This is a genomic window from Streptomyces glaucosporus (genome assembly GCF_039533345.1).
Classification (GTDB): Bacteria; Actinomycetota; Actinomycetes; order Streptomycetales; family Streptomycetaceae; genus Streptomyces; species Streptomyces glaucosporus.
In genome coordinates this window covers 23,263-39,973 of the sequence record NZ_BAAATJ010000025.1, presented here as the reverse complement: position 1 = coordinate 39,973, position 16,711 = coordinate 23,263, and the positions used below count along the sequence as shown (strand labels likewise).

General features: G+C 70.2%; 10 protein-coding genes and 1 pseudogene. 9 read left to right on the top strand and 2 right to left on the bottom strand.

What is annotated here, in order from left to right; all coding sequences use genetic code 11:
• Positions 1 to 12: 12 nt before the first annotated feature.
• Complete coding sequence (locus tag ABD358_RS22525) at positions 13 to 1,542, bottom strand: helix-turn-helix domain-containing protein (protein ID WP_344632934.1); 1,530 nt, start codon at positions 1,540 to 1,542, stop codon at positions 13 to 15.
• A 388-nt stretch (positions 1,543 to 1,930) separates the two neighbouring features.
• On the bottom strand, positions 1,931 to 2,341 hold the full coding sequence (locus ABD358_RS22520) for a VOC family protein (protein ID WP_344632933.1): 411 nt from the start codon (positions 2,339 to 2,341) through the stop codon (positions 1,931 to 1,933).
• 352 nt (positions 2,342 to 2,693) lie between these two features.
• Here ABD358_RS22520 and ABD358_RS22515 point away from each other — a divergent pair, with 352 nt between their 5' ends.
• From ABD358_RS22515 to dxs, 9 genes and pseudogenes are all read left to right on the top strand, one after another.
• Complete coding sequence (locus tag ABD358_RS22515; RefSeq protein WP_344632932.1) at positions 2,694 to 5,531, top strand: aconitate hydratase; 2,838 nt, start codon at positions 2,694 to 2,696, stop codon at positions 5,529 to 5,531.
• 353 nt (positions 5,532 to 5,884) lie between these two features.
• Entirely contained in the window at positions 5,885 to 7,303 is a 1,419-nt protein-coding gene (gene ngcE, locus ABD358_RS22510; RefSeq protein ID WP_344632931.1) for an N-acetylglucosamine/diacetylchitobiose ABC transporter substrate-binding protein, read from the top strand.
• Between the two features lie 76 nt (positions 7,304 to 7,379).
• Complete coding sequence (locus ABD358_RS22505; RefSeq protein WP_344632930.1) at positions 7,380 to 8,405, top strand: carbohydrate ABC transporter permease; 1,026 nt, start codon at positions 7,380 to 7,382, stop codon at positions 8,403 to 8,405.
• Between the two features lie 24 nt (positions 8,406 to 8,429).
• Complete coding sequence (locus ABD358_RS22500) at positions 8,430 to 9,389, top strand: carbohydrate ABC transporter permease (RefSeq protein ID WP_344632929.1); 960 nt, start codon at positions 8,430 to 8,432, stop codon at positions 9,387 to 9,389.
• Between the two features lie 268 nt (positions 9,390 to 9,657).
• Complete coding sequence (locus ABD358_RS22495) at positions 9,658 to 10,878, top strand: ROK family transcriptional regulator (protein WP_344632928.1); 1,221 nt, start codon at positions 9,658 to 9,660, stop codon at positions 10,876 to 10,878.
• A gap of 312 nt (positions 10,879 to 11,190) precedes the next feature.
• A pseudogene (locus ABD358_RS22490) lies at positions 11,191 to 12,298 on the top strand (sugar ABC transporter substrate-binding protein).
• Between the two features lie 101 nt (positions 12,299 to 12,399).
• The gene (locus tag ABD358_RS22485) at positions 12,400 to 13,191 is read left to right on the top strand and encodes an ATP-binding cassette domain-containing protein (RefSeq protein ID WP_344632927.1); all 792 of its coding nucleotides are present in this window, start codon (positions 12,400 to 12,402) and stop codon (positions 13,189 to 13,191) included.
• Complete coding sequence (locus tag ABD358_RS22480) at positions 13,184 to 14,476, top strand: sugar ABC transporter permease (RefSeq protein ID WP_425576392.1); 1,293 nt, start codon at positions 13,184 to 13,186, stop codon at positions 14,474 to 14,476. Before ABD358_RS22485 ends, ABD358_RS22480 begins: the two co-directional genes overlap by 8 nt.
• Before the next feature lie 222 nt (positions 14,477 to 14,698).
• Positions 14,699 to 16,636 carry a 1-deoxy-D-xylulose-5-phosphate synthase gene (gene dxs, locus ABD358_RS22475; RefSeq protein ID WP_344632926.1) on the top strand — a complete coding sequence of 646 codons (1,938 nt, stop codon included), beginning with the start codon at positions 14,699 to 14,701 and terminating at the stop codon, positions 16,634 to 16,636.
• Positions 16,637 to 16,711 lie beyond the last annotated feature (75 nt).

Sequence of the window (16,711 nt, the reverse complement as noted above, 5' to 3'; positions counted from 1 at the left end):
CGTGTCGCGCCGTCAGATGTCGCGGAACGTCTCGATCTGCGCGCCCACCGAGTTGAGCCGCTCGGCCAGGTCCTCGTAGCCGCGGTTGATGACGTAGACGTTGCGCAGGACGGACGTGCCCTCGGCGGCCATCATCGCCAGCAGGACGACCACGGCCGGGCGCAGCGCGGGCGGGCACATCATCTCGGCCGCGCGCCAGCGGGTGGGGCCCTCGACCAGGACGCGGTGGGGGTCCAGGAGCTGGAGGCGCCCGCCGAGCCGGTTGAGGTCGGTCAGATAGATGGCGCGGTTGTCGTAGACCCAGTCGTGGATGAGGGTCTTGCCCTGGGCGCTGGCGGCGATGGCCGCGAAGAAGGGCACGTTGTCGATGTTGATGCCGGGGAACGGCATCGGGTGGATCTTGTCGATCGGCGCCTCCAGCTTGGAGGGCCGCACGGTGAGGTCGGCCAGCCGGGTGCGGCCGTTGTCCGCGGGGTACTCCGGGCCGCGGTCGTGGTCCAGGCCCATCTCCTCCAGGACGGCCAGCTCGATCTCCAGGAACTCGATCGGCACCCGGCGGATCGTCAGCTCCGACTCGGTGACGACCGCGGCGGCCAGCAGGCTCATCGCCTCGACCGGGTCCTCGGAGGGGGAGTAGTCCACGTCCCGGTCGATGCGGGGGACGCCGTGGACGGTCAGGGTCGTGGTGCCCACGCCCTCGATCCGCACGCCGAGCTGCTCCAGGAAGAAGCACAGGTCCTGGACCATGTAGTTGGGGGAGGCGTTGCGGATGACGGTGACGCCGTCGTGCCGGGCGGCGGCCAGCAGGGCGTTCTCGGTGACGGTGTCCCCGCGCTCGGTCAGGACGATGGGCCGGACGGGGCGGACGGAGCGGTCCACCACGGAGTGGTACCACCCCTCGGTGGCGGTGACCTCCAGGCCGAAGTGCCGCAGGGCGCTCATGTGCGGCTGCACGGTGCGGGTGCCCAGGTCGCAGCCGCCGGCGTAGGGGATGCGGAAGCGGTCCATCCGGTGGAGGAGCGGGCCGAGGAACATGATGATGCTGCGGGTGCGGCGGGCCGCCTCGGTGTCGATGGCGTCCAGGTCCAGCTCGGCCGGGGGCACGATCTCCAGGTCGGAGCCGTCGTTGATCCAGCGGGTGCGCACCCCGATGGAGTTGAGGACCTCCAGGATGCGGTAGACCTCCTCGATCCGCGCGACCCGGCGCAGCAGGGTGCGGCCGGAGTTCAGCAGGGAGGCGCACAGCAGGGCGACGCAGGCGTTCTTGCTGGTCTTGACGTCGATGGCGCCCGACAGCTGCCGTCCCCCGACGACGCGAAGGTGCATCGGCCCGGAGTAACCGAGCGAGACGATCTCGCTGTCCAGCGCTTCGCCGATCCTGGCGATCATCTCAAGGCTGATGTTCTGGTTGCCGCGCTCGATGCGGTTGATCGCGCTCTGGCTGGTGGCCAGCGCCTCCGCGAGCTGGGCCTGGGTCCAGCCCCGATGCTGACGGGCGTCTCGGATGAGCCTGCCGATGCGCACGAGGTAATCGTCGGTCATGAGGGTGATGTTATCTCAGATATGAGATGTCAACTCGTCGGGCAGTAGTGTTTTGCTCTTTTCTGCTTATTTTCACCCTTTTGCCGCGCCTCGGAGGGTCCAAGGGTGGCTTTCCGGCCATCATCCGGTCGCCGTCCGGCTGTCCTGTCGCCGTCCGGCCGTCCCGCCGCGACTCCACGAGCACATCGTCGCGCCCCCGCGGCCGGTCCGCATCCTGACGGCCGCAGGGGCGCGGGGTGGAGGGAGGCCCGCGGGGCGCGGTCGGTCCGGCAGCCGGGCCCGCTCCGGGCCGGCGGCGGTCCCGCAACCGCCGGCCGTGCGGTCCGGCGCCGCCCGCGGGCATCCGCGAGCGGCACGGCCGCCGCGGCCGGACCGGCGGCGGGGCGGCTCAGCGCAGTTCCTGGAAGCGGACCAGGTTGCCGGCGGGGTCGCGGAAGGCGCAGTCGCGGATGCCGTACGGCTGCTCGGTCGGCTCCTGGACGATCTCGGCGCCGCTGGCCCGCAGCTTCTCGAAGACGGCGTCGAGGTCCTTGGCGGCCAGCACGATCCAGCCGTAGGTGCCCTTGGCCATCATCTCGGTGATGGTGCGGCGCTCGTCCTCGGTGATTCCGGGGTCGGCGGCCGGCGGCGCCAGGAGGATGGAGGTGCCGGGCTGGCCGGCGGGGCCGACCGTGATCCAGCGCATCCTGCCCTGTCCGACGTCGCTGCGGACCTCGAAGCCGAGCACGTCGCGGTAGAAGGCGAGGGACGCGTCCGGGTCGTCGTGGGGGAGGAAGCAGGTGTGAATGGTGATGTCCATGACGATGACGCTAGCCGCGGCCCGGCGGCCGGCGCTTCTCCGTTCCTGACCGGTTCGGCCGTCCTTTCCGCCGCGCACGGCGGTTTTCCCGCCGTCCCCGGGACGGCCGGGCCGCGGCGGGCACTCGGCCCCCGCCGCGGCAGGTCGTCCGGGTGGGGGCATGACCGGGGAGCGTCGATGTACTAGAGTTATCTCGACATCGAGATATCTGCCGAGGGACGTACCGCCGCCGCGTCCGCCGACATCGCCGCAGGGGCACACCGAACTTAGGTGAACCTCAGCGGAGAGGCCGGGGGCCAAGGCGGCAGGATCGCGGTGGTACGCGCGAACTCATGCACTGAAGGAGACTGTCGTGTCGGCGAACAGCTTCGACGCCCGCAGCACGCTGCAGGTGGGCGACGAGTCGTACGAGATCTTCAGGCTGGACAAGGCGGAGGGCTCCGCCCGTCTGCCGTACAGCCTGAAGGTGCTGCTGGAGAACCTGCTCCGGACCGAGGACGGCGCGAACATCACCGCCGACCACATCCGTGCGCTGGGCAACTGGGACGCCTCCGCGCAGCCCAGCCAGGAGATCCAGTTCACGCCGGCCCGCGTGATCATGCAGGACTTCACCGGCGTGCCCTGCGTGGTGGACCTGGCCACCATGCGCGAGGCCGTGAAGGAGCTGGGCGGCGACCCGTCCCGCATCAACCCGCTGGCGCCCGCCGAGCTGGTCATCGACCACTCGGTGATCGCCGACGTCTTCGGCGCCCCGGACGCCTTCAAGCGCAACGTGGAGCTGGAGTACGGCCGCAACAAGGAGCGCTACCAGTTCCTGCGCTGGGGCCAGACCGCGTTCGACGAGTTCAAGGTCGTCCCGCCCGGCACCGGCATCGTCCACCAGGTGAACATCGAGCACCTGGCCCGCGTGGTCATGGTCCGCGACGGCAAGGCCTACCCCGACACCCTGGTGGGCACCGACTCGCACACCACCATGGTCAACGGCCTGGGCGTCCTCGGCTGGGGCGTCGGCGGCATCGAGGCCGAGGCCGCGATGCTCGGCCAGCCCGTCTCGATGCTCATCCCGCGGGTCGTCGGCTTCAAGCTGACCGGCGAGCTGCCCACCGGCACCACCGCCACCGACCTGGTGCTGACCATCACCGAGATGCTCCGCGAGCACGGTGTCGTCGGCAAGTTCGTCGAGTTCTACGGCGAGGGCGTCTCCGCGGTGCCGCTGGCCAACCGCGCCACCATCGGCAACATGTCGCCGGAGTTCGGCTCGACCGCCGCGATCTTCCCCATCGACGCCGAGACCATCAACTACCTGAAGCTCACCGGCCGCACCGAGCAGCAGATCGCCCTGGTCGAGGCGTACGCCAAGGAGCAGGGCCTGTGGCTGGACCCGGCCGCCGAGCCGGACTTCTCCGAGCACCTGGAGCTGGACCTCTCCACGGTCGTCCCCTCGATCGCCGGCCCCAAGCGCCCGCAGGACCGCATCGCCCTGGCCGGGGCCAAGCAGCAGTTCCGCGCCGACCTGCCGAACTACATCAAGGCCGGCGTGACCGGCGGCGACGACCGCAAGCCGGGCGTCCCGCAGCAGGAGCAGCCGGCCGGTGTGGAGTCCCCGGTGGACGAGGCGAGCGCCGAGTCCTTCCCGGCCAGCGACGCCCCCGCCTACGGCCACGAGGACAACGGCGCCGGCGCCCCGCGCCACTCCGCCGCCGCCTCGGCCGAGGGCCGCCCGAGCAACCCCGTCCGGGTGACCGCCGCCGACGGCTCGTCCTACGAGCTCGACCACGGCGCGGTGGCCATCGCGGCCATCACCTCCTGCACCAACACCTCCAACCCGTACGTCATGGTCGGCGCCGCGCTGCTGGCCAAGAAGGCCGTCGAGCGGGGCCTGACCCGCAAGCCGTGGGTGAAGACCACCCTGGCCCCCGGCTCCAAGGTCGTCATGGACTACTACGACCGCGCCGGCCTCACCCCGTACCTGGAGAAGCTGGGCTTCAACCTGGTCGGCTACGGCTGCACCACCTGCATCGGCAACTCCGGCCCGCTGCCGGAGGAGGTCTCCAAGGCGGTCAACGACAACGACCTCGCGGTGGTCTCGGTCCTCTCCGGCAACCGGAACTTCGAGGGCCGCATCAACCCCGACGTCAAGATGAACTACCTGGCGTCCCCGCCGCTGGTCGTGGCCTACGCCATCGCCGGTTCGATGGACATCGACATCACCAGCGAGCCGCTGGCCACCGACTCCGAGGGCAACCCGGTCTACCTGCGGGACATCTGGCCGTCCGAGTCGGAGGTCGAGGAGGTCGTCGCCTCCACCATCGGCCAGGAGATGTTCGGCAGCAGCTATTCCGACGTCTTCGCGGGCGACGCCCAGTGGCAGGCGCTGCCGGTGCCCACCGGCGACACCTTCGAGTGGGACCCGGAGTCCACCTACGTCCGCAAGCCCCCGTACTTCGAGGGCATGGGCATGGAGCCGGAGCCGGTCCAGGACATCGCCGGCGCCCGGGTGCTGGCCAAGCTGGGCGACTCGGTCACCACCGACCACATCTCCCCGGCCGGCGCCATCAAGGCCGACACCCCGGCGGGCAAGTACCTCCTGGAGCACGGCGTCGAGCGCCGCGACTTCAACAGCTACGGCTCTCGCCGCGGCAACCACGAGGTCATGATCCGCGGCACCTTCGCCAACATCCGCCTGCGCAACCAGATCGCGCCCGGCACCGAGGGCGGCTACACCCGCGACTTCACCCAGGAGGGCGGGCCGGTCTCCTTCATCTACGACGCCTCCCAGAACTACCAGGCCGCGGGCATCCCGCTGGTCGTCCTGGCGGGCAAGGAGTACGGTTCCGGCTCCTCGCGCGACTGGGCCGCCAAGGGCACCGCGCTGCTGGGCGTCAAGGCCGTCATCGCCGAGAGCTACGAGCGCATCCACCGCTCGAACCTGATCGGCATGGGCGTGCTGCCGCTGCAGTTCCCCGAGGGCCAGTCGGCGGAGTCCCTGGGCCTGACGGGCGAGGAGACCTTCTCCATCAGCGGCATCACCGCGCTCAACGAGGGCGAGACCCCGCGGACGGTGAAGGTGACCACCGACACCGGCGTGGAGTTCGACGCCACCGTCCGGATCGACACCCCCGGCGAGGCGGACTACTACCGCAACGGCGGCATCATGCAGTACGTGCTGCGGTCGCTGATCCGCAAGTGAGCCCGGTGACCGGACGCCGCCTCTGAGGCGGCGGCGGACCCGTGAGGACGGGGCCGTACCTCCCTTGGTGGGAGGTGCGGCCCCGTCGCGTTTCCCGGAGGTCTCAACTCGGGAAAGACTGACGCCCGAACCTGCACCGATCTTGCCCTGGAAGGGGGAGTGGACTATACCTGTCGGCGTCCGAGCGGTCGTATCAGATGACCGAGGGTCAGGGGGAGGGTGGGTATCGGGGAAGGCCCGTACAGCTCCGCACAGACCCGGCGCACATCCCGTACAACTCAGCGTCGACTCACCGGCGGTACCCGGGGACCCCGGCACACCGCCCGAGTCCTGGAGAAGGCGAGGACACGAGCATGGGATCCACCGATGTCAAACGTCGTGATCTGATCAAGAGGGCCGGCGCGGCCGGCCTGGTCGCCGTCCCCGCCATGAGCGCGCTCTCCGCCTGCGCGACCGGCGGCGGCGACGGGGACGGCAAGGTGGCCAAGGGCGAGAAGACCGAGAGCAACCCCCTGGGCGTCGACAAGAACGCGCCCCTGGACTTCGTCATCTTCGACGGCGGCTTCGGCACCCAGTACGGCAAGGACGCCGCGAAGGTCTACGAGAAGAGCTACGGCAAGGTCAAGCTGACCGCCACGCAGAAGATCCGCTCGGTCCTCCAGCCCCGGATGGTCGGCGGCAACCCGCCGGACCTCATCGACAACTCCGGCGCCGAGCAGATGGACGCCGCCACCCTGATCGCCAAGGACCAGCTCGCCGAACTCTCCCCGCTGCTGGACGCGCCCTCCATCGACGACCCGGACACCAAGGTCCGCGACACGCTCCTGCCGGGCACCGTCGAGATGGGCCAGTACGGCGACGAGAAGGTCTGGCGCCTGAACTACGCCTACACCGTCTACGGCCAGTGGTACTCCAGGAAGCTCCTGGCGGACAACGACTGGGAGTACCCGAAGACCTGGGACGAGATGCTCGCCCTGTGCGCCAAGGCGAAGAAGAAGGGCATCGCGGGCTGGACCTACGCCGGCCAGCACCCCTACTACATCCCCTTCACCCTCTACCCGTTCATCGGGAAGATCGGCGGCCCGGACGTCCTCAAGAGCATCGACAACCTGGAGCCGAACGCCTGGAAGCACGACGCGGTCAAGAGCGCCTTCGAGGCCTACTACGAACTGGCCGCCAAGGGCTACATCCTCAAGGGCACCCCGGGCCTGGACCACATCCAGTCCCAGACCCAGTGGACCAAGGGCAAGTGCATCTTCATCCCCAACGGCTCCTGGGTGGAGAACGAGGCCGCCGACACCACCCCCGCGGACTTCGACATGGCCGTCGGCCCGGTCACCGGACTGGACGGGTCCGACAAGATGCCCTTCGGCACCCTGTGGGCCCAGGCGGGCGAGCCGTTCATAGTGCCCGCCCAGGCCAGGAACCCCGCGGGGGGCATGGAACTGCTGCGCATCATGCTGAGCAAGAAGTCCGCGCAGAACTTCTCCCGGCTGGTGAAGTCCCTCACCTGCGTGGCCGGCGCCACCGACGGCATGGAGATGTCCCCGGGCCTCGCCTCGTCCAGCCAGGTGCTCAAGGAGGCCGGGGACAACGTCCTCAACCCGCGGATCTTCGACTGGTACCAGACCCTCCACAAGGAGCAGATCGGATCGGTCCTCGCCGAGCTGCTGGCCGGCCGGACGAAGCCCGCCGAGGCCATGGACAAGTGCCAGGAGTACGCCGACAGGACGGCGAAGGACGACTCGGTCAAGAAGTACAGGCACGCCTGAAGGCCGCCCGGGCCCCGGTCGGCGGGCGCACCGGGGCACCCGGGACAACCGGACACGGAGATGGGACGTAGTCGGCATGGCCAGTGACAGCCGTACGGTGGCCCGGGCCACCAAGGAACCGGGACCACCACCGGCGGGGAACGGCGGCAGGGGAAGCGGGCTGCGCACCTCCCCGCACTACCGGACCTACCTGAAGTACCGCTTCATCGCGGGATTCCTCGTGGTGCCGCTGGTGCTCTACGGCATCCTGGTCGTGTCGCCCTTCTTCCAGACCTTCTACTACTCGCTGACCGACTGGACGGGCCTCAGCAGCGACTTCGCCTTCGTCGGCCTCGACAACTTCGAGCGCCTGATGGACGACGAGATCTTCCACAAGGCGCTGTGGCACAACGTCCTGCTGCTGCTCGTCCTGCCGGTCGTCACCCTGGGGCTGGGACTGTTCTTCGCCTTCATGCTCAACGTCGGCGGCCGGCACCGGAGGGGCGAGGCCGTCGCGGGCGTCCGCGGCTCCCACTTCTACAAGATCGTCTACTTCTTCCCGCAGGCCCTGTCGATCGCGATCGTCGTGGTGCTGTGGAAGTACATCTTCAACCCCCAGGGCGGCCTGCTCAACGGCGTGCTGACGGCCCTCGGGCTGGAGGAGTGGCACCAGAGCTGGCTGGGCGACCCGCGGCTGGCCTTCTGGTGCGTCGTGGCCGTGATGGTGTGGTCGAACGTCGGCTTCTACGTGGTGCTCTTCTCCGCCGCGATGGGATCGATCCCCCGGGAGATCTACGAGGCGGCCCTGCTGGACGGCGCGGGCCGGGCCACCACGTTCTTCCGCGTCACGCTGCCGCTGATGCGCGACACCGTGCAGACCGGCTGGGTCTACATGGGCATCATGGCGCTCGACGCCTTCGCCGTGGTGCACATCCTGACGGTGAACCAGGGCGGTCCCGCCTACTCGACCATCGTCGCGCCGGTCTACCTCTACAACAAGGCGTTCCAGGACGGCCAGGCGGGCTACGCGACCGCGGTCGCCGTGGCCCTGCTGATCGTCACCATGGTCTTCTCGGTGGCGGCGATGGCCCTGGGACGCACCAAGGACCGGATCGAGTTCTGACAGGACGAGCGGGGAGAGCAACCGATGACCACTGCCGGACCGTCCCCCTCGCTCCGGCCGGGGGACCCCGAGGAGACCGCCGTCGCCCTCACCAAGGGCACGGCCGGCCCGGCCGCCGGACCGGGCGGCGCCGCCGGGAGGCCGGAGAGCGGCGGCGAGGGCCGCACCCTCAACGTCTTCTCGCACGCCTTCCTGGTCCTGTGGGCCGTCATGGCCGCGGGACCGCTGCTGTGGGCGGTGATGAACTCCTTCAAGTCCTCCGGGGCCATCCTGGAGGACCCCTGGTCGCTGCCGACGAAGCTGCACTGGGAGAACTGGTCCTTCGCCTGGAACGAGGCGAACATCGGCCAGTACACGATCAACTCGGTGATCGTGGTGGCCGGCTCCGTGGTCGGCACCATGCTGCTGGGCTCGATGGTGGCCTACGTCCTGGCCCGCTACGACTTCCCCGGCAACCGGCTGATCTACTTCCTGTTCGTCGGCGGCATGGCGTTCCCGATCATCGTCGCCCTGGTGCCGCTGTTCTTCGTGATGAAGAACTTCGCGCTGCTGGACACCTACCACGGCCTGATCCTGGTCTACATCGCCTACTCGCTGCCGTTCACCGTCTTCTTCATGGCGGCCTTCTTCCGCACCCTGCCCACCTCGATCGCGGAGGCGGCGGAGATCGACGGGGCCTCGCACACCCGGATCTTCTTCCAGGTCATGCTGCCGATGGCCAAGCCCGGCCTGATAAGCGTGGGGATCTTCAACTTCCTGGGGCAGTGGAACCAGTACCTGATCCCCCAGGTGGTGCACGTCGGCGACGCCGACCGCTACGTCCTCACCCAGGGCCTGGCCAACCTGGCGGCGCAGACGGGCTACCGGGGCAACTGGGGCGGGCTGTTCGCGGGCCTCACCCTGGCGGTGCTGCCCATCCTGGTCGTCTACGTCGTCTTCCAGCGCCAGGTGCAGGCGGGCCTGACGGCCGGGGCCCTGAAGTAGCGCGGGGACCCGCCCGGCCCCGCTCCCGCGCCGAGAGGCGGCCACCGCGAGTGCGGTGGCCGCCTCTCGGCGCGCCCGCCCGCGGGACGCTGTCACTGTCGGTGAAAGCCCGGCTTCCCGCCGTTCACTCCGCTCAAGGTCTTGACGGAGGATAACGCTTCAGGCTGTTCTTAGAGTTCACGTGTTGGAGACAAACCGTACCCCGTTGGAGTGGTGCGGCAGGCGGGCAGGTGGTCGAGCCTCCCGTCGAGGCGGGAGTGGATGGGTCGTGGAGACTCCGGGGTCGCAGTCCTCACTGCACCGGGCCAACCTGGAACGGGTGGTACGGGCCGTGCGCATGGCGGGCTCGCTCACCCAGGCGGAGATCGCCCGGACCACCGGACTGTCCGCCGCGACGGTCTCCAACATCGTCCGGGAGCTGAAGGACAACGGGACGGTGGAGGTCACCCCGACCTCCGCCGGCGGCCGCCGGGCCCGCAGCGTCTCGCTCTCGGGCGACGCCGGGATCGTCGTCGGCGTCGACTTCGGCCACTCGCACCTGCGCGTGGCCATCGGCAACCTGGCCCACCAGGTGCTCGCCGAGGAGTCCGAGCCGTTCGACGTGGACGTCTCCGCGGCCCAGGGCTTCGACCGGGCCGAGCAGCTCGTCGAGCGGCTGATCGCCTCGACCGGCTTCGGCCGCGAGAAGGTCATCGGAATGGGCCTGGGCGTCCCCGGCCCCATCGACGTGGAGACCGGGGCGCTGGGCTCGACCGCCATCCTGCCGGGCTGGGCCGGGGCCAACCCACGGGAGGAGATGGCCGCCCGGCTCGGCGTGGAGGTCCACGTCGACAACGACGCCAACCTCGGCGCGCTCGGCGAGCTGGTGTGGGGCAGCGGGCGCGGGGCGCGGGACCTGGCGTACATCAAGGTCGCCAGCGGCGTCGGCGCGGGGCTGGTGATCAACGGGCAGATCTACCGCGGACCGGGCGGCACGGCGGGGGAGATCGGCCACATCACCCTGGACGAGTCCGGGCCGGTGTGCCGCTGCGGCAACCGGGGCTGCCTGGAGACGTTCACCGCGGCCCCCTACGTCCTGCCCCTGCTGTACCCCAGCCACGGCCCCGGCCTGACCATGGCCGAGATGGTCCGGCTCGCCCGCTCGGGCGACCTGGGCTGCCGCCGGGTGGTGGCCGACGTCGGACGCCACGTCGGCAGCGGCGTCGCCAACCTCTGCAACCTGCTCAACCCCAGCCGGGTGGTGCTCGGCGGCGACCTCGCCGAGGCCGGCGAGCTGGTGCTCGACCCGATCCGCGACTCCGTGTCCCGGTACGCCATCCCCAGCGCGGCCCGGCGCCTGAAGGTGGTGCCCGGGGCCCTGGGCGGTCGCGCGGAGGTGCTGGGCGCGCTGGCGCTGGTGCTGAGCGAGATGGGCGACTCGACGCTGCTGGACGGTTCCCTGAACACCGTGGGCGCCGTGCCCGCGGTCGCCGCGCCGGCCGGGGCCTGAAGCCCGGCGAGGGCCCGCTCCGGGCCCGTCCGGGGTCCGGAGCGGGCCCCGCCCGTCCCCTCCGGGCCGCCCTCCGGCCACGGAAGGCGGCCCGGAGGGGGCGGGGAGGTGAACCACACGCGAAGAAACAGCCGTCCGGCACCGGCGGGCAGGGCGTGAGAGCGCTCTCATCGCCACTCTGCGTTCATTTTGTTCACGCAAGGCATCGTTGCGTTCTCGTTAAGGATTTACTTCTTGACGGCAGTGGTCACTACGAGTTGACTTCCTGCCACCTCGGCCGCAGTGACGCGGCCTCGTCAGGGAGGTTCCTGGATGAACACGCAACTGCGCCGTGCCGCTGTGGCCATGGCCGCGACCGCCATGGCCGTCTCTCGCCGCCTGCGGCAGCGCGAAGGAGGCCGGAGACAACAACGGCTCGGGCGGCGGCGAGAAGAAGAAGGACGGCCCGCTGACCATCGGCCTGCTGCTGCCGGAGGACCAGACGGCCCGCTACGAGAACTTCGACAAGCCCCTGATCGAAGAGAAGATCAAGGAGCTGTGCGCCGACTGCAAGGTCAGCTACGTCAACGCCAAGGAAGACGCGTCGACGCAGCAGCAGCAGATGAACTCGATGATCACCAAGAAGGTCGACGCGATCATCCTGGACGCCGTGGACTCCAAGTCCATCGCGGGCTCGGTCAGCAAGGCCGCCGACGCCGGCATCCCCGTCGTCGCCTACGACCGCCTCGCCGAGGGCCCGATCTCCGCCTACACCTCCTTCGACAACGAGAAGGTCGGCAAGGTGCAGGGCGAGGCCCTGCTGGAGGAGCTGGGCGACAAGGCCGGGGACGGCCAGATCGTCATGATGAACGGGTCGCCGACCGACCCCAACGCCGGCCAGTTCAAGAAGGGCGCCGAGTCCGTCCTCAAGGGCAAGGTCAAGGTGGGCAAGTCCTACGACACCACCGGCTGGAAGCCCGAAGAGGCCAACAAGAACATGAGCGGCGCCATCGCCTCCCTGGGCAAGAAGAACATCGTGGGCGTCTACTCCGCCAACGACGGCATGGCGGGCGGCATCATCACCGCCCTCAAGAACGCCGGCGTCGACCCGCTGCCGCCGGTCACCGGCCAGGACGCCGAGCTGGCGGGCGTCCAGCGCATCGTCGCCGGAGAGCAGTTCATGACGGTCTACAAGCCGTTCAAGCCCGAGGCGCACACCGCCGCCGAGATGGCCGTGGCCCTCGCCCGGGGCGAGAAGCCCAAGACGGAGACCACCGTCGACAGCGCCACCACCAAGGACGTTCCCGCGACCCTGATCGAGCCGATCGCGGTGACCGTGGACAACCTCAAGGACACCGTCATCAAGGACGGTCTCTACACGGTCGAGGACATCTGCACGTCGGAGTACGAGAAGGCGTGCGAGAAGGCCGGCCTGAAGTAGTCGGCCCGGCCCGTCCCCCGGTCCCGCCGGTGCCCGCGCCTCCTCCCGCCCCGTCGGAGTCGCGGGCACCGGCCGGTCATCCCCCCGTGCTCTTCTAGGAGTTGGTTCACGTGTCCGCTACGCCTGTACTGGCGTTGCGCGGAATCTCCAAGCGCTTCGGTGCCGTTCAGGCGCTCACCGATGTCGACCTGGAGGTCCACGCCGGCGAGGTCGTCGCCCTCGTGGGCGACAACGGCGCCGGAAAGTCCACCCTCGTCAAGACGATCGCCGGCGTCAGCCCCGCCGACGAGGGCGTCTTCGAGTGGCAGGGCCGCCCCGTCGAGGTCAACCGGCCGCACGACGCCCAGGAACTGGGCATCGCGACCGTCTACCAGGACCTCGCCCTGTGCGACAACCTCGACGTCGTCGGCAACCTGTTCCTCGGCCGCGAGATCAAGCGCGGCGGCGTGCTCGACGAGATCGAGATGGAGCGCCGCAGCCGGGAGCTGCTCGACACCCTGTCGATCCGCATCCCCAGCGTCCGCATCCCCATCGCGTCCCTCTCCGGCGGCCAGCGGCAGACCGTCGCGATCGCCCGCTCGATGCTGGGCGACCCCAAGCTCGTCATCCTCGACGAGCCCACCGCCGCCCTCGGCGTCGAGCAGACCGCCCAGGTGCTCGACCTGGTCGAGAGACTGCGCGAGCGCGGCCTCGCCGTCATCCTCATCAGCCACAACATGGCGGACGTCAAGGCGGTCGCCGACAAGGTGGCGGTGCTCCGGCTCGGTCGCAACAACGGCGTCTTCGAGGTCGCGAACACCACGCAGGAAGAGATCATCTCCGCCATCACCGGCGCCACGGACAACGCCGTGACCCGCCGCAAGGCGCGTACCGCGGGAGCCGACCGTGAGTGACACCAACCTTTCCAAGACCCCGGCCGCCGCCACCGCGGGCGGCAGCGGCGTGGCCAAGGACGCCGTGCCCGCCGTCGACCCGCGGCTGCTGGTGCGCGAGGAGGGCCTCGCCGGCTACTGGACCGACTTCAAGCGGAAGATGCGCTCCGGCGAACTGGGATCCGTCCCGGTCGTGGTCGGCCTGATCATCATCTGGGCCATCTTCCAGTCGATGGACTCGGCCTTCCTCTCGGCGGAGAACCTCTCCAACCTGTCGGTCTACATCGTCGGCACCGGCCTGATATCCGTCGGCATCGTCTTCGTGCTGCTGCTGGGCGAGATCGACCTGTCGGTCGGTTCGGTCAGCGGTCTGGCCTCGGCCGTCTTCGCCGTACTCGCCGTCAACAACGGGGTGAACGAGTGGCTGGCGGTCCTCGCGGCCCTGGCCACCGGCGCGGTGATCGGCGCCCTCCACGGCTTCTTCTTCGCGAAGATAGGCGTGCCCGCCTTCGTCGTCACCCTCGCGGGCCTGCTCGCCTGGAACGGCCTGATGCTGAAGGTGCTCGGCACCACCGGCACCATCAACCTGAAGAGGGACGGCCTGGTCGGCACCCTCTCCAACCACACCTTCAGCGACATCTCCGTCGCCTACGGCACCGCGGCGGTCGCGGTCGGCGTCTTCTTCGTCACCCAGTTCCTCGGCGCGCGGCGGCGCACGGCGGCCGGCGTCCCCGCCCGGCCGGTCAGCGAGATCATCGTCCGCACCGCGCTGCTGGCCGTGCTCGCCTTCGGCGCCGCCTACATGCTCAACCAGTACCGGGGCATGCCGCTGGCCCTGCTGATCTTCCTGGTCGTGCTGGTCGGGCTGGACTTCCTGCTGCGGCGCACCTCCTACGGCCGCAAGGTCTTCGCGCTGGGCGGCAACACCGAGGCGGCCCGCCGCGCAGGCATCAACGTCGAGTTCGTCCGCATCTCGGTGTTCTCCATCGCCGGCACCATGGCGGCCTTCGGCGGACTGATGATCGCCTCCCGCATCCTGGCCGCCAACCAGGGCGCCGGCACCGGCAACCTGCTGATGGAGGCCATCGCGGCGGCCGTCATCGGCGGCACCAGCCTCTTCGGCGGACGCGGCAACGTGTGGTCCGCGCTGCTGGGCATGCTGGTGATCGGCTCGATCGCCAACGGCATGGCGCTGCTGGGCATCGCCGCCGCCATCCAGTACATGATCACGGGTGCCGTGCTGCTGGCCGCGGTCGTCATCGACTCGGTCTCCCGGCGCACCCAGCGGTCCGCGGGCCGCGGCTGACACACCGTCCCCCCGCAATCCGCATCTGCATCCGCACCGCCTCCGCCCGGCGCCGGGCCCCCTTTCCGGGGGCCCGGCGCCGGGCGCACCGCGTACAGGACGCGGAAGGGGGAAACCGGGTGTGACGGGGATCGCGCCGCCCGCCGTACTCCTGCGCGAGGGGAACATTAGACTCATCGGATCGGCACAGGCCCGTACGGCTCGACCAGCAAGGAGGCACGGGTGGCTCTGCTGACCCGCATCACGGGACCGCGAGATCTCGACCGGCTCAGCCCCGAACAGCTCGATCAGCTCGCTGGGGAGATCCGGACCTTCCTCGTCGACGCGGTCTCGAAGACCGGCGGCCACCTGGGCCCCAACCTGGGCGTGGTGGAGCTGACCATCGCACTGCACCGGGTCTTCGACTCGCCGAAGGACAAGGTCCTCTTCGACACCGGACACCAGAGCTACGTGCACAAGCTGCTCACCGGGCGGCAGGACTTCTCCCGGCTCCGCGCCAAGGGCGGCCTCTCCGGCTACCCCTCGCGGGCCGAGTCCGAGCACGACGTCATCGAGAACAGCCACGCCTCGACGGTGCTGGGCTGGGCCGACGGCCTGGCCAAGGCCAACCAGGTGACGGGCCGCAAGGACCACGTCGTCGCGGTCATCGGCGACGGCGCGCTGACCGGAGGCATGGCCTGGGAGGCGCTGAACAACATCGCCGCCGCCAAGGACCGCCCCCTGGTGATCGTGGTCAACGACAACGAGCGGTCCTACGCGCCCACCATCGGCGGTCTGGCCAACCACCTGGCCACACTGCGCACCACCGACGGCTACGAGCGCTTCCTCGCCCGCAGCAAGGAGCTCCTCAACCGCACCCCGGTCGTCGGCAGGCCGCTGTACGAGACGCTCCACGGCGCCAAGAAGGGCATCAAGGACGTCATCGCCCCGCAGGGCATGTTCGAGGACCTGGGCCTGAAGTACGTCGGCCCCATCGACGGCCACGACATAGCGGCCCTGGAGTCGGCCCTGACCCGCGCCAAGCGCTTCAACGGGCCGGTCATCGTCCACTGCCTGACCGAGAAGGGCCGCGGCTACCAGCCGGCCGTCCAGGACGAGGCCGACCGTTTCCACGCCGTCGGCGTCATCCACCCCGACACGGGCCTGCCGGTGTCGGCCGCCGGCCTGGACTGGACCTCGGTCTTCGGCGAGGAGATGGTCAGGCTCGGCCACGAGCGCCCCGACGTCGTCGCCATCACCGCCGCGATGCTCCAGCCGGTGGGCCTGCAGAAGTTCGCCGACACCTTCCCCGACCGCGTCTACGACGTGGGCATCGCCGAGCAGCACGGCGCCGTCTCGGCGGCCGGACTGGCCACCGGCGGGCTCCACCCGGTCTTCGCCGTCTACGCCACCTTCCTCAACCGGGCCTTCGACCAGGTGCTGATGGACGTCGCCCTCCACAAGTGCGGGGTGACCTTTGTCCTGGACCGGGCCGGGGTCACCGGCACCGACGGCGCCTCCCACAACGGCATGTGGGACATGTCGATCCTCCAGGTCGTCCCCGGCCTGCGGATCGCCGCCCCGCGCGACGCCGACCAGCTCCGCGCCCAGCTCCGCGAGGCCGTGGACGTCGACGACGCCCCCACCGTCGTCCGCTTCTCCAAGGGCGCGGTCGGCCCGGCGGTCGCGGCGGTCGGCACCGCCGGCGGCATGGACGTGCTGCGCGCCCCGGAGCTGGAGGAGGGCGAGCGGCCCGACGTGCTGCTGGTCTCCGTCGGAGCGCTGGCCCCGATGTGCCTGGAGGTCGCCGACCTCCTCGACAAGCAGGGCATCTCCACCACCGTGGTGGACCCGCGCTGGGTCAAGCCGGTGGACGAGGCGCTGCCGCCGCTGGCCGCCCGGCACCGCGTCGTCGTCACGGTGGAGGACAACATCCGGGTGGGCGGCGTCGGTTCGGCGATCGCGCAGGCGCTGCGCGACGCGGGCGTGGACGTGCCGCTGCGCGACTTCGGCATCCCGCCGAGGTTCCTGGACCACGCCTCCCGGAACGAGGTGCTGGCCGAGATCGGCCTGACCGCCCCGGACATCGCCCGCCAGGTCACCGGCCTGGTCGCCAAGCTCGACGGCCGCCTCGACGGCGGGAGCCCCGCCGAGCGGGCCGCGGGGGCCACCCGCGACTGACGTCCCACCGGGTCCGTCGCGGCACCCCCGGAACCCGGGGCGTGCCGCGCCGGGCCCGGTCCGTTCCCGGCGGCC